The sequence below is a fragment of the Salmonella sp. SAL00672 genome, from assembly GCF_046552175.1.
GTDB classification, from domain to species: domain Bacteria; phylum Pseudomonadota; class Gammaproteobacteria; order Enterobacterales; family Enterobacteriaceae; genus Salmonella; species Salmonella enterica.
In genome coordinates, this window is sequence record NZ_JBGDUQ010000004.1 from 49,219 (window position 1) to 72,033 (window position 22,815).

A 22,815-nucleotide genomic window follows, 5' to 3' on the forward strand; every position below is an offset into this window, starting at 1 on the left:
GCAGGAAACACTACACCTTAATTTTGGGGATTCATCATGACTGACATGAACATTGAAAACCGGAAACTCAATCGCCCGGCGTCAGAAAATGATAAGCAGCATAAAAAAGTATTTCCGATCGAAGCGGAAGCTTTTCATAGCCCGGAGGAGACACTGGCGCGGCTGAACAGCCATCGTCAGGGCCTCACGATAGAAGAGGCCAGCGAACGGTTGAAAGTGTATGGGCGCAATGAAGTGGCGCATGAGCAAGTTCCTCCGGCGCTGATTCAGCTTCTGCAGGCATTCAATAACCCGTTTATTTACGTTCTGATGGCATTGGCAGGGGTTAGTTTCATCACGGATTACTGGCTCCCGTTACGCCGTGGCGAAGAGACCGATCTCACTGGCGTGCTGATTATTCTGACGATGGTCAGTTTGAGCGGGTTATTGCGTTTCTGGCAGGAGTTTCGCACTAACAGAGCAGCACAGGCGCTGAAAAAGATGGTTCGCACCACCGCCACGGTGTTGCGTCGTGGGCCGGGCAATATAGGCGCGGTGCAGGAAGAGATTCCCATTGAAGAACTGGTGCCGGGCGATGTGGTTTTTCTGGCCGCAGGCGATCTGGTGCCCGCCGACGTTCGACTGCTGGCGTCGCGCGATCTCTTTATCAGTCAGTCAATTCTTAGTGGTGAATCATTACCCGTAGAAAAATACGATGTTATGGCTGATGTGGCAGGTAAAGACAGCGAGCAATTGCCTGACAAAGATAAGAGCCTGTTAGATTTGGGCAATATCTGTCTGATGGGAACCAATGTAACCAGCGGCAGAGCGCAAGCGGTCGTGGTCGCGACGGGAAGCCGTACCTGGTTCGGCTCGCTGGCGAAATCCATTGTGGGTACGCGTACCCAGACGGCTTTCGATCGCGGAGTCAACAGCGTGAGCTGGCTGTTGATACGCTTTATGCTGATCATGGTGCCGGTTGTCCTGCTGATCAATGGTTTCAGTAAGGGAGACTGGGTAGAGGCTTCGCTGTTCGCGCTGGCGGTTGCGGTTGGGTTGACGCCGGAAATGTTGCCCATGATTGTCAGTTCCAACCTGGCAAAAGGCGCGATTGCGATGTCGCGGCGCAAAGTGATCGTCAAGCGCCTGAACGCTATTCAAAACTTCGGCGCGATGGATGTGCTGTGTACAGATAAAACCGGCACCTTAACCCAGGACAATATTTTTCTGGAGCATCATCTGGATGTGAGCGGTGTAAAAAGCAGCCGGGTATTGATGCTGGCCTGGCTGAATAGTAGCAGCCAGAGCGGCGCCCGGAATGTGATGGATCGCGCCATACTGCGTTTTGGCGAGGGGCGAATCGCACCATCGACAAAAGCGCGCTTCATTAAACGCGATGAACTGCCATTCGACTTTGTACGTCGCCGGGTATCGGTCCTGGTGGAGGATGCGCAGCATGGAGACAGATGTCTGATCTGTAAAGGCGCCGTTGAAGAGATGATGATGGTAGCCACCCATCTTCGCGAAGGCGATCGTGTGGTGGCGCTGACGGAAACACGCCGCGAGCTGCTGCTGGCGAAAACCGAAGATTACAATGCTCAGGGATTCCGTGTATTGCTGATAGCGACACGTAAGCTGGATGGTTCCGGGAACAATCCGACATTAAGTGTGGAGGATGAGACCGAACTTACCATCGAAGGGATGCTCACTTTTCTCGATCCGCCGAAAGAGAGCGCCGGAAAAGCTATTGCCGCGTTGCGGGATAACGGCGTGGCGGTCAAAGTCCTCACCGGCGATAATCCGGTCGTGACGGCGCGTATCTGTCTGGAAGTGGGTATTGATACGCACGATATCCTGACCGGAACCCAGGTTGAGGCGATGTCGGATGCCGAACTGGCGTCTGAAGTGGAGAAACGCGCAGTATTCGCCCGGCTGACGCCGTTACAAAAAACGCGTATTTTGCAAGCGCTACAGAAAAATGGTCATACCGTTGGTTTTCTTGGAGATGGGATCAACGACGCGCCCGCGCTTCGTGATGCGGATGTGGGAATTTCCGTCGATAGCGCCGCCGATATTGCTAAAGAGTCATCAGATATTATTCTGCTGGAAAAAGATCTCATGGTGCTTGAGGAAGGCGTTATCAAAGGGCGGGAAACCTTTGGCAATATCGTTAAATATCTGAATATGACCGCCAGCTCTAATTTCGGCAATGTTTTTTCGGTACTGGTAGCCAGCGCGTTTATTCCGTTTCTGCCGATGCTGGCGATTCATCTGTTGATCCAGAATTTGATGTACGATATTTCGCAGTTGTCGTTGCCGTGGGACAAAATGGATAAAGAGTTCTTGCGTAAGCCGCGGAAATGGGACGCGAAAAATATTGGTCGTTTTATGCTATGGATTGGCCCAACGTCTTCTATTTTCGATATCACAACCTTTGCGCTGATGTGGTACGTCTTTGCGGCTAATAACGTAGAGGCGCAGGCGCTCTTTCAGTCCGGCTGGTTTATTGAGGGTCTGCTCTCGCAGACACTGGTCGTGCATATGCTAAGGACGCAGAAAATACCGTTTATCCAAAGTCGGGCGACGTTGCCGGTATTATTGACGACCGGCTTGATTATGGCGATAGGCATTTATATTCCATTCTCACCTCTGGGCGCGATGGTTGGACTGGAGCCGCTGCCGCTGAGCTACTTCCCGTGGTTGGTGGCGACATTATTGAGCTACTGTCTGGTGGCGCAAGGCATGAAACGCTTTTATATCAAACGCTTTGGCCAGTGGTTTTAATGATGTTTGAGGATCGCCCAGATGAATCGCTCACCCGATAAAATCATCGCGCTGATATTTTTACTGATTAGCCTGTTGGTGTTGTGTTTAGCCCTCTGGCAAATCGTTTTCTAACGAGGTGACGCCATGCAAAAAAGAGGGTTGGACAAAATTTTTTATCAGGTTGTCCTGATAGCAATCATCCTGATTTTACTGACTATCTGGATACGATAAGCTGCTGTTGGCGAGCCCCGCTTAAAATAAGAATCGATGTAGTTGTTCTTTTTATGGCGGGGCGCTATTTTCATGGTATCCCACATCAGAAGGGCAATATCATGAATAATCGTCGTGGTTTAACCGCCGTCCTGGCGACGTTGATTACGTTTTCCCTGAGCGCTACGCCTGTGCTGGCGAATCCGGGAAATGGTAATGGCGGCGGACATGGTAATAACGCGGCTAATCAGGGTAATAACGGTAACGGACATAAAGGAAATGCCGGGCAAAAAACGGAACACCGTAAAAATGGCGGTAAACCGGATCACGTCGAGTCGGACATTAGCTATGCTGTCGCCAGGCAACTGGCAGTGAATTTAGGGCTGACGGGTTATCAGTCTTTACCTCCGGGGATTGCGAAAAATCTGGCGAGAGGAAAACCGCTACCGCCGGGAATCGCTAAAAAAACGGTGCCGGCGTCTATGCTGGGACAATTACCTTATTATCCGGGCTATGAGTGGAAAATCGTTGGGGATAATCTGGTGCTGATCGCGCTCAGTACCGCGGTGGTCACGGCGATTATTAATGGCGTATTTGATTAAGAGCCTATCCCACCAGGCGTTATTGGCGCAGCCAGTTTGGACACGGACAGCGCGCAAAAACCGGAGCGTACACGTAGTACGTGAGGTTTGACTCGCTACGCTCGCCCTTCGGGCCGCCGCAAGCGGCGTTCAAAACGCTAACGTGTTTTGGCGAGCACTGCCCAGGTCCAAAATGGCAAGTAAAATAGCCCCATTAAATGGGGCTATTTAGTCTCTTCAGGGCGTTATTTATGCGCGTTGAGAATCCAGCAGTTCATTATTTTTTACTACTTCCTGCGCTTTGGTATAACTTTCAATCAGTAGCTGATAGGCCGGGAATATTTTGGTATATACATCCGCCCATTCTGCGGCATCTTCCCTATTCCAGGTACGTTGCAGCTCAGAGGCTACCGCCGCGGTATCCATTGGTACTACGCCCGCCTGCACCACGCGGGCCATCGTAATTTCCTGCGCCATTTTACTGTACGTGCCGGAGGCATCAATTACCGCAAATACCTTGTACCCTTCCGCGACGGCGCTGATGGCTGGAAAAGCCATGCAGACACTGGTAATAGTACCGGCGATGATCAGCGTTTTACGGCCTGTCGCTTTTACCGCTTGTACAAAATCGGCATTATCCCAGGCATTAATTTCCCCTTTACGCGCGACATATTGCGCGTGGGACGCATTCGCATGGATTTCCGGAATCAGCGGACCATTTGGTCCCTGTGGTACGGATGCGGTAGTAATGACCGGCATATTGCATAAGGTAGCGATCTTAGCCAGCGCCGCGGCGCGCGCGCGTAATTCCGGCATCGGCATGTCGCCGACGGTCTGAAACAGGCCACTTTGGTGGTCAATCAGCAGCATTACTGCGTCGTTAGCATCAATGGCAGGGCGTTGACCGTTAAAATTCGCGGGTGTAGACATAATTCATTCCTTGTTGTTGCCTTTCACTGATAATCACTATCAGTGTTAAAGTCATTAATCGCCGGGGCGATTTCCGTTTTTAAGCTGATGACAGTAATCCGTTGCCGATCCTGGATTACCTTATTGAGTTCTTTCTGAAGGAATATTCATCGGCATCACCTTCAGTCGATTTACTTTCACGCGAATCTGTTATCACAACAATATTCATATTATGAATAAATGTTTCTATTTTACATGTCAGAGAGGATTATTGATTGAAAAAACAAACTATGTCCCTACAAATTGTTTCTGATGGATAGTTTTAAAATTATTTAGTATAAGTTTGAAATATATCAATTAAGAGTTAACTTATTTATATTTAAATAACATAAAGCACAGCTTAAATATTAAGTGGGAAGCGTGCTTTTATTAAGTATGGCTACTGTAACTCTTAATAAATTGGAAACTATCCCTACATAACGAATGCGCTTTTTTGGATATTACAAGCCATTATAGAGAACACGTTCAATAAAACCCTGTCCTTCATATGATATAGATTGTCAGGATATATTTTCTCATGATTTATCTATGAGATATTAAAGCGTAGCGGCACAGTAAATTTGGCCACTTGATTAAAGGTGATATTCTCACCTCAATACAAAACAGGAGACTTAACGAACAAGAAAACCAAACGTACTTTCACCCCTGAGTCTGCTATAATGAGAAAAGCGGTGTCTACGCTTACCTGTTAATGTCTTATGCCTCTCGCTCTTCTATATGATCGGTATGTGCAAGGGACAATCCATGTCCTGCTGCGCAGCCACAGCATCAGACTATACTCAGTGGTGTCTATTAACCCTCTCCAACTACGTTATGTTTTGGCATGGTAACAATGCGATGTTATGGATAATTAACGATAATATTGAATTTAATCCAGAAATGAATCGCCTGGCGTCATTATCGAGGCCAGATCTCAACATTATTCTGACAACGCCCGCCAGCCGCTGCTTGCGCCTTCTGCTGGAAAACGCCCCCTCCGTCGTCTCACAACAAACATTCTTTCAAAAAGTGTGGGAAGAAGACGGCATGGTGGTGTCGGCAAATACGCTTTATCAGAATATCTCCATTATTCGCCGCGGATTACGTACCGTTGGCGAAAATGAAGATACGCTGATAATCACGGTTCCGCGTAGAGGCTTTCAGATTGAGCCTGGTGTGAGCATCATGACCATCCGCAAAGACTTCGCTCAGGCAATAGAAAAAAAGGGTGAGACGCCGCCGCGTATGTCAGGGCGTTGGTTTAAACATTATGTACCTGTACTTTGGATGACCGGGACATTTGCTGTCGGTATTTTGCTTGGCACTATAAGCTGGCAAACTGTTCCTGATAAGGATTTTTATGATCGCTACACGCTGGTTGAAACAACTCAGGGCTGTCATTTTTTCTCGCGGAATGAAGATATCGAAAGCGGTAGCCGCTTTGCAAGCTATAAGTCAATGATTCTAAAAACCGGTATGGATTGTCAGAAATACCCATGGGTCTATTTCCCTTCCAGCGGTCGCACCCCAGCGGTTACAGCATTGATTTGTCAGCAACCTTATAAAACGCGCGGTGATACAGGCTGCGTGACGCTTTTTTTCCGCGGGGTGACACATGGGTAAAAAGGCACTGATGTTAGCCTGCCTGACGCTACTGTGTCTGGGAGTAGGGCTTGGGCATCTTTTTCATTTGTATACGGAAAAGAACCGGGATCCAGAGAAATGTACGGCGCCTGTGATTGTGTTTTATAACAATACTCAGGCTAACCTGACGCTGGACTTTATGTATTCGCTGAAAAAACGCACTGGGGTGGTTTCCATCAGCGGAACATATTACGTCGATAATAAAATGAGCGGCGTGATCCGCCGTGATGTTTCCTATGTATGGAGTGAAAATAAAGACAGCACCCATTTTATATCGACGGATATCAACAAAGTCACGCGTGACGAAACACTGTCCGATGCGGTTATCGAGACGGTTTTACCCGATTTTTATGTCTATCCAGGGAAAAGTATCAGTTACACCATCCTGACTCAGGGCCATCGTGGCTTTATGTTCACCATCGGGAAACGCCCGATATTTTTCTGTACACATTAAGCGGTTTTGGGAGCCGTTCATGAAACGTATCAGCTAAATGAAAGCGCTTCCGGGTAAAAGCCGCTGAAGATCAGCGGCTCTGTTGTTACCTGAATCAGAAACTGTATTTCATCCCCAACATTCCTCGGGTATCACTATAACCTGTGTCACCTACCTGTTGCGCCACGTTACCCCATACGTTCAGGCGCGGGGTAATTTGTCCTTCAATACCCACTTTCAGTTCACCAATATTTTTCGTACCACGCATCGCTGCTGACATCGTCCATCTTCACGCTGGCAGGCTGCGTATTATGGATCCAGTTCGCTTCCACGAATGGCTGGAACTCTCGAGATTTATCGTTATCAATAGCATTGTGGCCGTTAATATAGGCTTTTACGCCCATGCGGGTTAGCAGATTACCGGCGGTATCATCCTTGACGAGGGTACCATTGGCTTCGCGATTGTCGTCAGCCTGCACGCCCATCCATACCACCTGCGCTTTGGGCTGCAACCAGTAGCTTTGATGCGCGCTTTCACCTAACCTGAAGCTGTAACCGGCTTCAACCGAGGCGGTAATTCCTTTGGATTTATATTTCTCAGCGGCCTGATCCTGACCCATGACCTTGTTATCAAACCAGTTGTACAGCATCCAGGTATCCACATAAGCTCCAGACCGATCGATATTGTTAGCATACCAGGTGCCGTAAAGGCCGACGCTGTAACCGGTGACTTGACCACGGGAATGATAGTCACTCACGGACGACAGCGTGCGGTTCTGGCTGTTGGCATAACCTGCCATTGCACCAATATGCCAACGGTCAAGACCGTCAGTGCTCCACTGTGCCAGATCGCCTCCCAGTTGTAACACATAGCTGTTGATGCGGGTTTTTAGCTGCCCGCTGCCATCGTTGAAGCGAGTATGGGCGCCGACGTTACGCATCCACAGGCTGGTGACCTTCTTCTCACCCGTCAGCATGTCGGTGTACTGGGTTTCACCCAGACGGTCATGGAGACGCGTCATGAACAGCGTATTTGCCGCATAGTTGTTGGCAAGGTAGCTACCCACTTCCGGACGGAACTGATGTTCTGTTATCGGCGGTGTGTCAGATTGCCCTATGTCAGGAATTGTCGGATCAGGGATGACCGGGTCTACTGGCTCAGGGTCTACTGGATCAGGGTCCACCGGATCGGGAATAATAGGGTCAGGGATAACCGGGTCTACTGGATCAGGGTCTACCGGATCGGGAATAACAGGGTCCACCGGATCGGGAATAATCGGTTCGTCCGGCTCAATGTAGCTGGTCAGATACCAGTTTTTACCTTTCTGCACCACGTTGTAGTCATAGGCTCCGGCAACAATACGGCTTGCTTTTTCGAAAGTACCGTTGGAATTGCCAGCAACGTTAACAATTTCAATACCTTCAATGGTTTGCGCCCCGGCTCCTCCAATATTATTTACTGCAACAAATGTGTTGCCTGAAGTATTGCCGAGAACCTGCAGCCTGTCCGTTTCGGAATCATCATCGTTGAGCACAGTATTAAAGACCAGCTTACCGCCGTTGCCTACATAATCTTCATTGATGGTGAGCGTTTGCCATGGTTCGCCATCTTCATGGCTGAAGTTAATGGTTGCGCCACTATTCAGCGTCAGGTCAGTGAGCGTTGAGCTGCTGGTCATATTCCAGGTCGCATCGCTCATTTGTACAGAGATAACGCCTGTGCCCGCCGTAGCGCTGGTGATGTATGACGCCCCGTCCCATCGCGAGTTGTCCGTCATATTGAGCTTAATCGTACTGTTCTGCTGCGGTAGCGTACCGCTGGCAGCAGTGGCGCCAGCAGCACGAATATCACCGTCGATGACGAAACGACCTCCTGAAGAACCGTCAACAATGCCGCCAGTTTCCGTGCTGATGGCGTAACTTTCGCTACTGTTATCGCCCGCCATAGTAATAGCCGCACCGCCTGCCAGATTAATGGCGCCTCGGGAGAGGGCGTATAAACCGGCAGGAGCTTTACTATAGGATGCAGCCTTACTGGCGCTGTTAACGCTAATAGTGGCATTCTCTCCCAAATTAACGGTAGCGTTAGTTGCATATACCGCGTGTGCGCTGGCACCGTTCACCGTAATAGTAGCGTTGTTGCCAAGCTCGGTTCTGGAGGAGGATGCTGCGTAAATCCCCGTTGAGGATGCGCCGGAGGTTTCGATGGTTGCATCGTCACCCAGACGAATCAACGAACCGCTTTGTCCGGTACGCAGCCCCTCCGAACTGTCGCCGGTAGTAACAATATGTGCACGATTGCCGACGACAATCGTATTTTTGGCACGTGACGCATCCCGCATGGCGTTAGCTGTAATTCCACGTCCCTGGCTACCTGTTGTTTTGATATACAGATCGTCGCCGACGTAAATATTGGCCGATCCGGTCCAACCCTGGCCCAGTGAGTTATATCCGGCGTTAATACCGTCACCATCCTGACCATCCACGTAGATGTTGGTACGGTCACCGGTAATAATAAATACCGGGTTATCCGGAGTATTTGCGCCGTGAGTACGGATGCCATCGACGTCTCTACCATTATTCGCGGCATTCGCCGACTGCGTCCGAATGGCCAGGTCGTTGCCAAAAATCACGCCCGGACTTCCCGTCCCGCTGTTCTGAATAACCGTGACAGTGTGTTCAAACGCCTCCGCGCCCGGCCCATTAAGCGTGAGGCCATTGCCATAAACCGGGATGGTGCCGGTGTTCCACTGATAAACGTAGTTGGGCATAGTACCGACTTTGGTGAAACCGGTACTGGCCTGAGTGGGAATAATAGCCTGTAATTCCGGCGGCAACTGGCTGACCAGCCCACTGGATGGCAGACTATCAACGTCAACCCAGGCCGCCTGGGAGGGAAATACCATAGAGGCTAACGCTGCTGATACCGCTATGGCGATGAATGAGTAATTTTGGGGAGTTGGCATTCTGCCTCCTGCATTATGGCGTAAAGCGTCTTCCACATCGCAATAATATGGAAATAATAAAAATGGAAACGGATCTATAAAATATTTGATATTATTTTATGAATGCTATGCCCTAGCTTATTTTCAAGCCGCAGCTTATGCACATAAAGTTTCTTAATATCAATATTGTCAATATTTACAATCTGCTGAATACTTATTCCTGATACAAAGCGCTTCAGTAATATAAATTCCGTATAGTTAAGCGTTCGTCCACGTTTACTGTTGGCAAGCCGACCGGTAAACAAGCGGTGCATCTTTTGCTGTTGCACAATATCATCGTCATCGGAATAAATAATTCCTTGTATTTTATTGCTTTTCAAAATCCAGTAATTGGCCAGCGGAGTTAAACTTCTGTCAGAAATCAGGACAATATGCATACCACTGTTTGCCAGACTGTCAGCCCATTGTAAATCGGTAAATCGTCGAAGATTCGGGAAAGAAAAATCAACAAAGATAAAACCGCTGGATAAATGGTTGTGTCTATCAAGCAATAACTTTTCAATAAACCCTTTTTTCAGGAAAGCATTACCATCTGGCCAGATGGAAAATGCCGCATTATGACAGTATTGCACCCGTACTGCGCTGTCAGGGAATAATTGACAGGATAAATCGCAACTAATGCAATGGACAATTTGTGAAGGCTTTCTCATCATCCTGAACGACTCCCGTCGATGTTTCTATTAATATTTCATTGGTAAATAAATGTGTCAATCCAGATAATATACCGTGCTACGGCTGTCAAAAGTCGCGAATTATTGTCAGTGTCATAAACTCCTGGAAAGACCTAAAATACAGCTTTAAGGAATCATGACAGATCCGACAGTCGTAATACATCATTTCGGATTCGTATTTCACTCATTGAGATTTTTATACAGTATCTCCAATATCATAAAAAATCTTAAAACAGCACTATTTGCTAAATCATGAGGGTGATAAATAACGGTTCTCAATACCATCTGTCTGCTGCCTTCGTCACTATCGGGGTGATGTGATGAAATATAAAAGTAATTCCTGTCAACCTGTAATGAATTCTTATTATTAAAACCTAATTTAAGATTTTTTCTTTTATTGCATTGTTATTCAATGACTTAATGGTGAAATTTGTGCTCTCATCAACTTCTTATATACAAATTTAAGACTCTTTTATAGAGACGCATGTAAACTTTAAGGAGGTGTAATGCTAATGCCATGAGAAAATTTTGTAACTTAATGCCGGGAGTTATACCTTGCCAATAAGTTGATCTGACTTAATTCTGATCGTGACAGTCTGAGCAAGTGACAGACTTATTGGTCGAAGCAACTTCAGCTTCTGGCTTCTCTTTTCAATCGCTCATCTGATGAAAACTCTTTCCCGGAGCACATTAGTGAGAAACAGGATGTGGTGAAACCCAATGTCCATAGATATAGTCAGTCACTTCACAAATATCCGCCTCAGGGCAGATATCTTTAACCATTCATCCGGCTTCGGCCAACTTAATTACGGCGATGTTCTGATGCTCAGTGAGACGGGATTTACACATAGAGATTCCTTCGTTAGCAGATCGATGACGTGATCTCTAAATGTGAATAGCACGATTATGTGGAGTAATATGAGCACATGGTATAAGAATGTATACGGATATTTTACTGCTGAAATATAATAATGGGAGGGGTTATGAATAAACAGGACGTATGGGAGAGAAAGGGTATAAAGATAAAATGCTTGCAGTATCTAATAGATAACAATGAAAAATCAGGTAATTGAGAAACTATTCAGTGTTTAGGTTGATGTGATATTAAGTCATTCAGCCGCTACAGCGCATTATCAGGATAATTTCGTCTGGATAAAACGGAGGAGGGAATCGCCACAGGTTTAACAGACACCGCTGAGTCATTTAAGATGACTTAAAGAGAGGAGCCCATGAGCGGTAAATGTTATCCCGAAGCGTTTAAAATTAAAGTGGTAGAACAGATTATTGAGCGCAGCCATTCTGTTTCCAGCGTCGCAACACGTCTTGATATTACTATCCATAGTCTTTACGCCTGGATAAAGCCGCCACATTCACGACGGCATCATGTTGACCTGAATCTGACGGGGCATACAGGCAGTTCTGGCTGGAATCGGGCTGTGTTTATGGTTATCGCAAGATCTGTCTCGATCTGCTGGATATCGGGAACAATGCGGTGTAAACAAAGTCTGGTGGTTGATGCAACGTGTGGAGATAAAGGCTCAGGTCGGATACCGAAGTCCACGGGCGCGTGGCGATTCATTTTATTGAGGTCAGAAGAGGCTAATTGGCGGAAGATCACAGGAGTCGAACCTGCCCGGGACCGCTGGCGGCCCCAACTGGATTTGAAGTCCAGCCGCCTCACCGGAGACGACGATCTTCCGCGCCTCGATTGCTACATGGAGGCGCGCGCATTATAGCTACTTCCTGGCGTTTCCACATCCCCTCCCGTGCTTTTTTAACTTCCCTTTCCTTCTGCCATGATCGGTTTCATATAAACCCCCATAAAATCCATTAGTTACATTTCATCACACTTTTTGACGCTACCCTGATCACAGAAAACAAGAATCGTAATTTGATAACCAAATAACGGAATATTCACGCTCGCAGGGAAGGTTTACAAAAACTGTAACCGGTATCAGTGAGCGTTGTGAGCGTTAAGGATGCGTAATGAAAAGTGAAATTCTCTCCGTTAAGGAGAAGATTGGCTATGGTATGGGCGATGCCGCGAGCCACATCATCTTTGATAACGTCATGTTATATATGATGTTCTTCTATACCGATATTTTCGGCATTCCCGCTGGTTTTGTTGGCACCATGTTTTTACTGGCGCGTGCGCTTGATGCCATCTCCGACCCTTGTATGGGCCTGCTGGCCGACCGCACCCGCTCTCGCTGGGGCAAATTCCGACCCTGGGTGCTGTTTGGCGCGTTGCCGTTTGGTATCGTTTGTGTGCTGGCTTATAGCACGCCGGATCTCAGTCTGAACGGCAAAATGATTTATGCCGCCATCACCTACACGTTGCTCACCCTTCTGTACACTGTGGTCAACATCCCTTACTGCGCGTTGGGGGGGGTAATAACCAATGACCCAACGCAGCGTATCTCCCTGCAATCTTGGCGCTTTGTGCTGGCAACGGCGGGCGGAATGCTCTCTACCGTACTGATGATGCCTCTGGTGAAACTGATTGGCGGCGAGAATAAGGCGCTGGGCTTCCAGGGGGGTATCGCGGCGCTCTCGGTGGTGGCGTTCCTGATGCTGGCGTTCTGTTTCTTTACCACCAAAGAGCGCGTTGAAGCGCCTGCCACCCATACCTCCATGCGTGAAGACCTGCGTGATATCTGGCACAACGACCAGTGGCGCATAGTCGGCCTGCTCACCATCCTGAATATTCTGGCGGTATGCGTGCGCGGCGGGGCGATGATGTATTACGTCACCTGGATATTGGGCAAACCGGGCGTGTTTGTCGCCTTCCTCACCACCTATTGCGTCGGCAACCTGATTGGCTCGGCGCTGGCAAAACCGTTGACCGACTGGAAATGCAAAGTGAGCGTTTTCTGGTGGACCAACGCTTTACTCGCAGTAATCAGCGTGGCGATGTTCTTCGTACCGATGCACGCCACGATCGCTATGTTCGTCTTTATCTTCGTGATTGGCGTATTGCACCAGTTAGTCACGCCTATCCAGTGGGTGATGATGTCTGACACCGTCGACTACGGCGAATGGTGTAACGGCAAACGCCTGACGGGGATCAGTTTTGCCGGCACGTTGTTCGTGCTGAAACTGGGTCTTGCCCTCGGCGGGGCGCTGATTGGCTGGATGCTGGCAGGCGGCGGTTACGACGCGGCGGCGAAAACGCAAAACAGCGCCACGATCAGCATCATCATCGCTCTGTTCACTATCGTCCCGGCCATCTGTTATCTGCTGAGCGCCGCGATCGCTAAACGCTACTACACCCTGAAAAGCCCGTTCCTGAAAACCATTCTGGAACAACTGGCGCAGGGCGCACACCGCAACGAACAAGAATTTACCCATAAAGAATTGCAAAACTAAAGGAACAGACTATGAAAATTAGCGACGGAAACTGGCTGATCCAGCCTGGCCTTAATTTGATTCACCCGGTTCAGGTGTTCGACGTTGAACAGCACGGGAATGAGATGGTGGTCTATGCCGCGCCGCGCGATGTCCGCGAACGAACCTGACAACTGGATACCCCGTTGTTTACCCTGCGCTTTTTCTCGCCGCAGGAAGGAGTGATAGGTGTACGGATGGAACACTTCCAGGGCGCTTTGGATAACGGCCCACATTATCCGCTCAATGTCTTGCAAGATATCAACGTGAAGATGCAGAACAACGCTGAATTTGCCGAACTCAAGAGCGGCAGCCTGAGCGTGCGCGTCACCAAAGGCGAGCTCTGGTCTCTGGATTTTCTGCGCAACGGTGTACGTATCACCGGTAGTCAGTTGAAAAATAACGGCTATGTGCAGGACACCAATAGCGGGCGCAACTACATGTTCGAGCGTCTGGATCTCGGCGTGGGCGAAACCGTCTACGGGCTGGGCGAGCGCTTTACCGCGCTGGTGCGTAACGGTCAGACGGTGGAGACCTGGAACCGCGACGGCGGCACCAGCACCGAGCAATCGTACAAGAATATCCCGTTCTATATCACCAACCGTGGCTACGGTGTGCTGGTGAATCATCCGCAGTGCGTGTCGTTTGAAATTGGCTCCGAGAAAGTCTCCAAAGTTCAGTTCAGCGTCGAGAGCGAGTATCTGGAATACTTCGTCATCGACGGCCCGACCCCGAAAGACGTGCTGAACCGCTATACCCAATTTACGGGTCGTCCGGCGCTGCCGCCCGCCTGGTCTTTCGGCCTGTGGCTGACCACCTCATTCACCACCAACTACGACGAAGCGACCGTTAACAGCTTTATCGACGGTATGGCCGAGCGCAATCTGCCGCTGCACGTCTTCCACTTCGACTGTTTCTGGATGAAAGCTTTTCAGTGGTGCGATTTTGAATGGGACCCGGTGACTTTCCCCGATCCGAAAGGGATGATTCGCCGCCTGAAAGCGAAAGGGCTGAAAGTCTGCGTGTGGATTAACCCCTACATCGGCCAGAAATCCCCGGTCTTCCAGGAGCTGAAAGAGAAAGGATATTTGCTAAAACGCCCGGACGGCTCCTTGTGGCAGTGGGATAAATGGCAGCCGGGACTGGCGATTTACGACTTCACCAACCCGCAAGCCTGCGAATGGTATGCCGACAAGCTGAAGGGCCTGGTGGAGATGGGAGTGGACTGCTTCAAAACTGACTTCGGCGAACGCATTCCAACGGATGTGCAGTGGTTTGATGGTTCAGATCCACAGAAAATGCACAACCATTATGCCTACATCTACAACGAACTGGTGTGGAACGTGCTGAAAGAGACCGTGGGCGTTGAAGAGGCGGTGCTGTTCGCCCGTTCCGCCTCGGTGGGCGCGCAACAGTTCCCGGTGCACTGGGGCGGCGACTGCTACGCCAACTACGAATCGATGGCGGAAAGCCTGCGCGGCGGGCTGTCCATCGGCCTGTCAGGGTTTGGCTTCTGGAGTCATGATATTGGCGGATTCGAGAATACCGCGCCGGCGCATGTCTACAAGCGTTGGTGCGCATTCGGCTTGCTCTCCAGCCACAGCCGCCTGCACGGTAGCAAATCCTACCGGGTTCCGTGGGCCTATGACGACGAGTCCTGTGACGTGGTGCGCTTCTTCACCGAACAGAAGTGCCGGATGATGCCGTATCTGTATCGGGAAGCGGCGTGTGCCAACGAAGCCGGTACGCCAATGATGCGGGCGATGATGCTGGAGTTCCCGGACGATCCGGCGTGTGATTATCTTGATCGCCAGTACATGCTGGGAGATGCGGTCATGGTAGCGCCGGTATTTAGTGAAGCGGGCGACGTGGAGTTCTACCTGCCAGAAGGCCGCTGGACGCACCTGTGGCGCAACGATGAAGTGCAGGGCAGTCGCTGGCATAAACAGCAGCATGACTTCCTGAGCCTGCCAGTGTATGTGCGTGACAATACACTACTGGCGCTGGGCAACAATAGCCAGAAGCCCGATTACGCCTGGCATGAGGGTACGGCCTTCCAGTTATTCCATCTGGATGACGGCTGCGAAGCGGTCTGCGAAGTCCCTGCTACGGATGGTTCGACAATCTTTACGCTGCAGGCGAAACGCACAGGCAATACCATTACGGTGAGCGGCGAAGGCGAGGCGCGCAACTGGACGCTGTGTCTGCGTAATATTACGCAGATTAGCGGTACCAAATGCGGTTCATATGCGGGAAGTGAACTGGGCGTAGTGGTCACCCCGCAGGGAAATGAAGTGGTAATTACGCTTTAAATCTGAATCGCCGGATGGCGCCGTGAGCTGCGCTTATCCGGCCTACAAATGAGCAAGAACCGTAAGCCCGGTAAGCGCCATCGCCACCGGGCAAGCCCTCAATTACAGCGCTGGCTCCGTTGACGTAACTTCACCGCCGGACACCACGCCCGCTTGCATCGTTTGCGTTATCTGCTGCTTTTGTGCGTTGACCGCGTGTAATTGCCCGTTTACCGTCGGTTTCAACGGCGCATCGGCCTGAATATTGCCGCTGGCCGTGAGCTGAATATTGCCATCGCCAGCAATCGGTAATGCCGGCCAGCCCCACTGCTGTAGCACATCCATTGGTACGCCGCGTCCGTTCAGGCTGATTTGCGTCTGACGCTGCAGCAGTTGCGATACGCTGGCAGTGGCTTCCAGTATCCCTTTTCCAGTAAACGCGCTCAGATCGCTGATGTTGACCGTGCTGGCATTAGCCGTCAACGACAGCGACGGGCGGCGCACGTCCACACGGTTAAAGGTTGCCGCTGCGGCGTTGAGGGTCGCATTGCCGCTCCAGACGCCCCATTGATGATGTTGTACCAGCTCCAGGTTTGCGCCGTAGCCGTCCAGAGCGGTGATTTGCCACGGGAAGGCCGGGTCGATATCGATCACCAGATTGCGGCTGGCGCTGAATTTTTTCAGCGTCAGGCTGTTCAACCAGTCGGGCAACGGCTTCATCCATAACTGCTTCCAGTTTTCCGGCAGCGTATACTCCAGCCCGGCGATAGCGGTATCGTCCAGAATCAGCGCTTTGCTCTCGCGTAACCAGGCGCCGGAGGTTCTGACCATACCGCCTTCCCAGCGGGTGGTGAACTGGCGTAGCGCAACGCCCTGTGGTGAAAATTCGGCGTTCAGGATTGGATCGAGCAAGTGCAGTGAGCCGTAAATAAACTCGCTGGCGTTCATCGATAATTTACCTTCCTGACTTTGCCAGTCTTCTTTGCGCAGAGTCAGATTGCGCAAACTCAGGTCAAGATCGGTGACTGCCCAGCCTGGTCCTTGCAGGCTGGAGTCCGTCACTTCAAGACGACCAATCTGCAAAGATGGAACCGTAGTCAGCGGCGCGAAAAACTCGCTCAGGGATTTATCGCTTTGTAACCGAATATCATTCAGCCGCAGATTTTCAACGACCCAACTACCATCAGCGTTACGTCGGGCGACGCCGGTTAACGCTCCGCGCGCCATATCGGCGCCGACGGTGTTTAACATCACCTGATTATGGTCGATACTGCCTTCAATAAGCACATTAGTGGCGGGAACGTCGTTTAACGTCAGCGAACCGGCGCTCAGTTGGATCTGGGCTTTATTGCCTAATACCCGACCGGCTTCGGGGCGCCAGGGCATAACGCCGCCGTTAACGCGCTGGGCGCTCAACCGCCATTCGCTGCCGGGACTATTGAGCGCCATATTGCGAAGTTGCAGGCGGTCGGCCTCAAACGGGAAAGGGGCGGTTTGCACTGAAATATTCAGCGTGCCGTCCTGTAACAGGATCGTGTCGACATGCAGCGGCGCGGTTAACTGGCGAATGCTCAGACCGATATCTACGGTTTTCGCGACCAGGGTAGCAGGCTGACCATCACGACCAAAGGTCACATTCTCCAGTAAAAGATGGGATGGGGCGGAAAAACGATGATCCATCACGTCGAATGTGAGGTGATAACCGCTGTTCTCTGATACCCAGTTGCTGATGTGATCTGCGCCCCAGCGCGTTTGCAGCAGAAAATAAAAGCCGAAAATCACCACTAAACAGGCGATCAGCACATAGAGAAGCAACCTCCCAATCAATTTCATGGTCTTCCATCCCGTGAAATGCACATAGGGGATTTATGCACGATTTGCGTGCAATCCTCAAGACAGGAATGGTGAAAGAGCGTTACAGCAGCGGCGAATCGTGTCGCCGCCGCAGGGTTTTTACGGTTTTTCCGGCGGGAGAATCAGGTTCAGCACGATAGCCGTGATGCCGCCAGCGGCAATTCCGGATGAGAGCAGATTTTTCACCCATTCCGGCGCGAACTGCAGGATCTGCGGCTGTTGCGAGACGCCAAGACCCACGGCCAGCGACAGGGCGATAATCAGAATCGCGCGGCGGTTCAGCGGCTCACGCGAGACAATACGCACCCCGGAGGCGGCAATGGTGCCGAACATCACCAACGTGGCGCCGCCGAGCACCGGTTCCGGGATATGCTGCACAAAACCGCTTACCGCCGGGAACAGGCCGAGTACAATCAGCATCAGCGCGACAACAAATCCCACATAGCGACTGGCGACGCCAGTCAACTGAATTACGCCGTTGTTCTGACCGAAACAGGAATTCGGGAACGTATTAAATACCGCTGAAACAAATGAGTTCAGGCCGTTAGCCAGTACGCCGCCCTTTAGCCGTTTCATGTACAAGGGGCCGGATACCGGCTGCTCGGAGACATCAGAGGTGGCGGTGATGTCTCCGATGGTCTCCAGCGACGTAATCATAAAGACCAGCATCAACGGCAGTAACAGGTTCCAGTCAATGCCCAGACCATAATACAGCGGGGTCGGCACCATCAGGATGTCCTGCGAGACCGGCGCGTTATTCTCAGGCAACATGCCCATAAACCAGGCCAAAAGATAGCCTGCCGCCATGGCAATAACCAAAGAAGCCACGCGCAGGTAGGGATTACGCTGCCGATTCAGCAGGATAATAATGGCCAGGACGACGCCGGCCAGCAGCAGGTTTTTCGGTGCGCCAAAGGTGTTGTCGCTCATGGCGGCATAGCCGCCGCCGATGGAGGTTAGCCCCACCTGAATCAGCGACAGGCCAATAATCATCACCACGACGCCGGAGACTAACGGCGTGATAATCCGGCGCGCCAGATGTAGAATGCGAGAAAGCACCATCTCGGTGCAGCTTGCCAGCATCAGCGTGCCGAACAGCGCCGCCATCATCGTCGGGACGTCCGCGCCGCCGGTTTTCAGCGCGGTACCGCCCATAATCAGCGGGGCGACAAAGTTAAAACTGGTTCCCTGGATGGATAACAGCCCCGATCCTACCGGCCCCCACGCTTTGATTTGAATAATAGAGGCTACGCCGGAGGCGAACAGCGACATGCTGATAATGTGCTGCGTATCCTGCGCCGGTAAACCCAACGCCTGGCAGATTAACAGCGCTGGCGTGATTACCGCGACAAACATGGCCAGCAGATGCTGACAAGCGGCAAAAAGGGTTTGAGGGAGCGGCGGGCGATCTTCAAGACGGTAAATTAATTCGCTGTTTTGCGTCTGCGCAACCGGTTGCGCATCTGCCGGCTCGATGGCGTTAACGGACATCAGGGACATTCTCGTGGTGGAAAAGCGGTGATTTTATCTGACCAGGTGGTAAAAGCAAACGATTGCGAGCGAATATTCTTAATATTTAAAAAAGATAAATGCACCTTTTTATATAACTTTTTGCCTTTTTCTGCTTAAAATCCATGCCGAAGACTCGCAAAGAGCTAAAAAACTGACTCAGGAAATGATTTGTGCGCACATGTCACAGCGCACTACAGGAGCTTTAAATGTTTGAACTCGATACCTTATCGACCCTTGTCGCCGCCACGCTGGTGCTGCTACTGGGTCGCAAGCTGGTCCAGTCTGTCTCCTTACTGAAGAAATATACGATTCCGGAACCGGTGGCGGGGGGGTTACTGGTCGCGGTTGCTCTGCTTGTGCTGAAAAAAAGCGTCGGTTGGGAGGTCAACTTTGATATGACCCTGCGCGATCCGTTGATGCTGGCGTTTTTCGCGACGATCGGCCTTAACGCTAACCTTGCCAGCCTGCGCAAGGGGGGACGCGTTGTTGGCGTCTTCCTGGTCGTCGTGGTCGGATTACTGCTGATGCAGAATGCTATCGGTATCGGCATGGCGAGTTTGCTGGGGCTGGACCCGTTAATGGGGCTGATTGCCGGGTCAATTACGCTGTCCGGCGGACACGGTACCGGCGCGGCGTGGAGTAAACTGTTTGTCGAACGTTATGGTTTTGCCAATGCCACCGAAGTTGCAATGGCATGTGCAACCTTTGGCCTGGTACTGGGCGGGTTGATTGGCGGCCCGGTAGCGCGTTATCTGGTGAAGCACTCCACCACGCCGGATGGAATGCCTGACGATCAGGCCGTGCCGACAGCCTTTGAAAAGCCGGATGTGGGCCGTATGATCACCTCTCTGGTGCTAATCGAAACCATCGCCCTGATTGCTATCTGTCTGACCGTGGGCAAAATCGTAGCGCAGCTACTGGCGGGAACGGTGCTTGAACTGCCGGTCTTCGTTTGTGTGCTATTTGTTGGGGTGATCCTCAGCAATGGCCTGGCGCTGGTGGGTTTTTATCGCGTATTTGAGCGTGCTGTTTCGGTGCTGGGGAACGTGAGTTTGTCACTGTTCCTGGCAATGGCGCTGATGAGCCTGAAGCTGTGGGAACTGGCGTCGCTGGCGCTGCCGATGCTGGCGATTCTGGTGGTACAGACCATCTTCATGGCGCTGTACGCGATCTTCGTCACCTGGCGCATGATGGGGAAAAACTATGATGCGGCGGTGCTGGCGGCGGGTCACTGCGGTTTTGGCCTTGGCGCAACGCCGACCGCCATTGCTAATATGCAGGCGATTACCGACCGTTTTGGCCCCTCACATATGGCGTTTCTGGTGGTGCCGATGGTCGGCGCGTTCTTTATCGATATCGTCAATGCGTTGGTGATCAAGCTGTACCTGATGTTACCGATTTTTGCGCAATAAGGGTTTGTACGGCGGCATTAAAGCCGCCGTGCTCATTAGGCGTTGGAATAACGTTCGGTTTCCGGCATCCAGCGCTCAATCAGCGCTTGTGCCTGCTGCGGATAACGTTCGTGAATATGACGGGCAATACGCTGAACTTCGGGAATCATGGCTTGATCACGCAGCAAATCAGCTACTTTAAATTCGGCGTTACCCGTCTGGCGCGTGCCCAGTAATTCCCCCGGGCCGCGAATCTCTAAATCTTTTTGTGCAATCACAAAGCCGTCGTTGCTGTCGCGCAATACCTGTAAACGCTTCTGCGCCGTTTTCGACAACGGCGATTTATAGAGCAGCACGCAGTGCGACGCGACCGCGCCACGGCCAACGCGTCCTCTGAGCTGGTGTAACTGCGCCAGGCCCAGTCGCTCCGGGTTTTCAATAATCATCAGGCTGGCGTTAGGAACATCGACCCCCACCTCAATCACCGTAGTGGCGACCAGCAGTTGCAGTTCGCCCTGCTTAAAGGCCTGCATCACCGCCTGTTTTTCGGCGGGCTTCATGCGGCCGTGTACCAGGCCGATATTCAACTCCGGTAACGCCAGCTTGAGCTCCTCCCAGGTGGCTTCCGCCGCCTGCGCTTCCAGCAGGTCTGACTCTTCAATCAGCGTACAGACCCAGTAGGCCTGACGGCCTTCGGTTGTGCAGGCGTTGCGCACACGATCAATGATTTCATGGCGACGGGTATCCGGAATCGCAACGGTAGTGACAGGGGTACGGCCCGGCGGTAGCTCGTCAATCACCGAGGTATCGAGATCGGCGTAGGCAGTCATCGCCAGGGTGCGAGGAATGGGCGTTGCGGTCATAATCAACTGATGCGGATGAAAGCCCTGCTGCTGGCCTTTTTCCCACAATGCCAGCCGCTGGTGGACGCCAAAGCGGTGCTGCTCATCGATAATGACCAGCGCCAGCCCGTTAAACTGCACCTGTTCCTGAAAGATAGCGTGGGTGCCGACAATCATCTGCACCTGACCGCTGGCAATAGCCTCTTGCTGCGCCTGACGCGCTTTACCTTTTTGCTTACCGGCCAGCCAACCCACTTCAACGCCCAACGGTTCGAACCAGTTGCGGAAATTATTTGCGTGCTGTTCAGCCAGCAGTTCGGTCGGCGCCATCAGCGCCACCTGCTTACCGTGGGCAATAGCGCGCAAGGCGGCAAGCGCCGCAACCAACGTTTTACCGGAACCCACGTCGCCCTGAACCAGACGCATCATCGGCACATCCAGCGCCATATCACGTTCGATCTCTGCTACCACCCGCGCCTGCGCGCTGGTGGGTTTAAACGGCAACGACGCCAGCAGCTTGTCTTTCAATATGTTGTTGGTACTTAGCGGCTGAGCGTGATAACGCTGCGCGCCTGCGCGAAGCGCCAGCATACTGAGATTATGCGCCAGTAGCTCTTCAAGAATAAGCCGCCGCTGCGCCGGGTGTTTGCCGGTTTCTAAATCGGCGAGCTGGAGCGTCGGCGGCGGGCGATGCAAGGTACGTAGCGCCTCCGGCAGGCTCATCATACCCTGCGCCAGTTCCGGCGGCAGTAGTTCGGCAATGGCGCAGGTGTCGAGCAACTCCAGCGCCTGATCGGTAAGCTTGCGCAGTGTCGCTTGCTTCACGCCCTCGGTGGTCGGATAGACGGGGGTGAGCGTTTCCTGAAGTTCCGGCGTGCTGAGATCGCCCTGCAGGCGATATTCCGGATGGATCATCTCTGCGCCATACTTGCCGCGCTTCGCTTCCCCGTAGGCCAGCACACGTCGTCCCGTCGCCAGGCTGTTTTTCATCGCTGCGTTAAAATTGAAAAAGCGCATGGTAAGAATGCCGGAACCGTCGCTAATCTGGCAGGTCATCATCCGACGACCACCGAAAGTGATGTTACAGTTCAGCACTTCGCCTTCAACGGTGGCGTAGATGCCAGGTAGCAGTTCGCCAATGGGGTAGAGATGTGTACGGTCTTCGTAACGCAGAGGGAGGTGAAGCAGGAGGTCCTGCACGGTATGCAGGCCAATTTTCGCCAGTTTACTGCTTTGCGCTGCGCCGACGCCTGTCAGGGAATTGAGCGGAACAGCGTCTAACAAGCGGCCTGACATGGTGA

General features: G+C 51.6%; 13 protein-coding genes, 1 tRNA gene and 3 pseudogenes. 10 read left to right on the plus strand and 7 right to left on the minus strand.

Annotated elements, in window-relative coordinates; translation table 11 throughout:
- Positions 1–36: 36 nt before the first annotated feature.
- The 4 genes from mgtA to cigR all read left to right on the plus strand — a co-directional run bounded on the left by mgtA (position 37) and on the right by cigR (position 3,557).
- Entirely contained in the window at positions 37–2,763 is a 2,727-nt protein-coding gene (gene mgtA / locus ACLJTG_RS12835; protein ID WP_410958997.1) for a magnesium-translocating P-type ATPase, read from the plus strand.
- A 21-nt stretch (positions 2,764–2,784) separates the two neighbouring features.
- On the plus strand, positions 2,785–2,877 hold the full coding sequence (gene mgtR / locus ACLJTG_RS12840) for a protein MgtR (protein ID WP_001082117.1): 93 nt from the start codon (positions 2,785–2,787) through the stop codon (positions 2,875–2,877).
- 12 nt (positions 2,878–2,889) lie between these two features.
- Complete coding sequence (gene mgtU / locus ACLJTG_RS12845) at positions 2,890–2,976, plus strand: magnesium transporter protection protein MgtU (RefSeq protein WP_252515021.1); 87 nt, start codon at positions 2,890–2,892, stop codon at positions 2,974–2,976.
- 101 nt (positions 2,977–3,077) lie between these two features.
- Entirely contained in the window at positions 3,078–3,557 is a 480-nt protein-coding gene (gene cigR, locus ACLJTG_RS12850) for an anti-virulence regulatory inner membrane protein CigR (RefSeq protein ID WP_001065324.1), read from the plus strand.
- Positions 3,558–3,785: 228 nt separating this feature from the next.
- Here the strand turns inward: cigR and ACLJTG_RS12855 are convergent, their stop codons facing one another.
- The gene (locus ACLJTG_RS12855; RefSeq protein WP_079951212.1) at positions 3,786–4,466 is read right to left on the minus strand and encodes an isochorismatase family protein; all 681 of its coding nucleotides are present in this window, start codon (positions 4,464–4,466) and stop codon (positions 3,786–3,788) included.
- Between the two features lie 783 nt (positions 4,467–5,249).
- Between ACLJTG_RS12855 and ACLJTG_RS12860 the strand changes: the two genes are divergently transcribed.
- Both ACLJTG_RS12860 and ACLJTG_RS12865 read left to right on the plus strand, forming a co-directional pair.
- The gene (locus tag ACLJTG_RS12860) at positions 5,250–6,107 is read left to right on the plus strand and encodes a transcriptional regulator (RefSeq protein WP_077911899.1); all 858 of its coding nucleotides are present in this window, start codon (positions 5,250–5,252) and stop codon (positions 6,105–6,107) included.
- 10 nt (positions 6,108–6,117) lie between these two features.
- Positions 6,118–6,582, plus strand: a complete 465-nt coding sequence (locus ACLJTG_RS12865) for a membrane protein (protein WP_001653911.1) — start codon at positions 6,118–6,120, stop codon at positions 6,580–6,582.
- A gap of 94 nt (positions 6,583–6,676) precedes the next feature.
- On the opposite strand, the pseudogene misL reads toward ACLJTG_RS12865, so the two are convergent.
- A pseudogene (misL, locus tag ACLJTG_RS12870) lies at positions 6,677–9,527 on the minus strand (intestinal colonization autotransporter adhesin MisL).
- A gap of 74 nt (positions 9,528–9,601) precedes the next feature.
- Positions 9,602–10,219: a helix-turn-helix transcriptional regulator gene (locus tag ACLJTG_RS12875; RefSeq protein ID WP_000984812.1), complete on the minus strand. Its 618-nt coding sequence runs from the start codon at positions 10,217–10,219 to the stop codon at positions 9,602–9,604.
- Positions 10,220–11,466: 1,247 nt separating this feature from the next.
- Between ACLJTG_RS12875 and ACLJTG_RS12880 the strand changes: the two are divergent.
- A pseudogene (locus ACLJTG_RS12880) lies at positions 11,467–11,806 on the plus strand (transposase); the annotation flags it as partial.
- Between the two features lie 35 nt (positions 11,807–11,841).
- Here ACLJTG_RS12880 and ACLJTG_RS12885 read toward each other — a convergent pair.
- Positions 11,842–11,936, minus strand: a tRNA-Sec gene (locus ACLJTG_RS12885).
- Between the two features lie 287 nt (positions 11,937–12,223).
- Between ACLJTG_RS12885 and ACLJTG_RS12890 the strand changes: the two genes are divergently transcribed.
- Together ACLJTG_RS12890 and yicI are read left to right on the plus strand one after the other, a co-directional pair.
- The gene (locus ACLJTG_RS12890) at positions 12,224–13,606 is read left to right on the plus strand and encodes a glycoside-pentoside-hexuronide family transporter (RefSeq protein WP_000834259.1); all 1,383 of its coding nucleotides are present in this window, start codon (positions 12,224–12,226) and stop codon (positions 13,604–13,606) included.
- 11 nt (positions 13,607–13,617) lie between these two features.
- Positions 13,618–15,936, plus strand: a pseudogene (yicI, locus tag ACLJTG_RS12895) (alpha-xylosidase).
- Between the two features lie 102 nt (positions 15,937–16,038).
- On the opposite strand, the gene ACLJTG_RS12900 reads toward yicI, so the two are convergent.
- Both ACLJTG_RS12900 and xanP read right to left on the minus strand, forming a co-directional pair.
- Entirely contained in the window at positions 16,039–17,748 is a 1,710-nt protein-coding gene (locus ACLJTG_RS12900) for an AsmA family protein (RefSeq protein ID WP_198898245.1), read from the minus strand.
- A gap of 120 nt (positions 17,749–17,868) precedes the next feature.
- Positions 17,869–19,260 (minus strand): xanthine/proton symporter XanP, encoded by a 1,392-nt coding sequence (gene xanP, locus ACLJTG_RS12905; protein WP_000115428.1) that lies wholly within the window; start codon positions 19,258–19,260, stop codon positions 17,869–17,871.
- 227 nt (positions 19,261–19,487) lie between these two features.
- On the opposite strand from xanP, the gene gltS reads away from it, so the two are divergent.
- The gene (gltS, locus tag ACLJTG_RS12910; RefSeq protein WP_000462250.1) at positions 19,488–20,693 is read left to right on the plus strand and encodes a sodium/glutamate symporter; all 1,206 of its coding nucleotides are present in this window, start codon (positions 19,488–19,490) and stop codon (positions 20,691–20,693) included.
- A gap of 35 nt (positions 20,694–20,728) precedes the next feature.
- Here gltS and recG read toward each other — a convergent pair whose 3' ends face one another.
- Positions 20,729–22,810, minus strand: a complete 2,082-nt coding sequence (gene recG / locus ACLJTG_RS12915; protein WP_000016751.1) for an ATP-dependent DNA helicase RecG — start codon at positions 22,808–22,810, stop codon at positions 20,729–20,731.
- Between the last annotated feature and the right edge of the window lie 5 nt (positions 22,811–22,815).

Bases quoted from the DNA above. Each gene is read 5' to 3' on its own strand.
- mgtA (WP_410958997.1), top strand. From the start codon at position 37: ATGACTGACATGAACATTGAAAACCGGAAACTCAATCGCCCGGCGTCA.
- mgtR (WP_001082117.1), top strand. From the start codon at position 2,785: ATGAATCGCTCACCCGATAAAATCATCGCGCTGATATTTTTACTGATT.
- mgtU (WP_252515021.1), top strand. From the start codon at position 2,890: ATGCAAAAAAGAGGGTTGGACAAAATTTTTTATCAGGTTGTCCTGATA.
- cigR (WP_001065324.1), top strand. From the start codon at position 3,078: ATGAATAATCGTCGTGGTTTAACCGCCGTCCTGGCGACGTTGATTACG.
- ACLJTG_RS12855 (WP_079951212.1), bottom strand. From the start codon at position 4,466: ATGTCTACACCCGCGAATTTTAACGGTCAACGCCCTGCCATTGATGCT.
- ACLJTG_RS12860 (WP_077911899.1), top strand. From the start codon at position 5,250: ATGTCCTGCTGCGCAGCCACAGCATCAGACTATACTCAGTGGTGTCTA.
- ACLJTG_RS12865 (WP_001653911.1), top strand. From the start codon at position 6,118: ATGTTAGCCTGCCTGACGCTACTGTGTCTGGGAGTAGGGCTTGGGCAT.
- ACLJTG_RS12875 (WP_000984812.1), bottom strand. From the start codon at position 10,219: ATGATGAGAAAGCCTTCACAAATTGTCCATTGCATTAGTTGCGATTTA.
- ACLJTG_RS12890 (WP_000834259.1), top strand. From the start codon at position 12,224: ATGAAAAGTGAAATTCTCTCCGTTAAGGAGAAGATTGGCTATGGTATG.
- ACLJTG_RS12900 (WP_198898245.1), bottom strand. From the start codon at position 17,748: ATGAAATTGATTGGGAGGTTGCTTCTCTATGTGCTGATCGCCTGTTTA.
- xanP (WP_000115428.1), bottom strand. From the start codon at position 19,260: ATGTCCGTTAACGCCATCGAGCCGGCAGATGCGCAACCGGTTGCGCAG.
- gltS (WP_000462250.1), top strand. From the start codon at position 19,488: ATGTTTGAACTCGATACCTTATCGACCCTTGTCGCCGCCACGCTGGTG.
- recG (WP_000016751.1), bottom strand. From the start codon at position 22,810: ATGTCAGGCCGCTTGTTAGACGCTGTTCCGCTCAATTCCCTGACAGGC.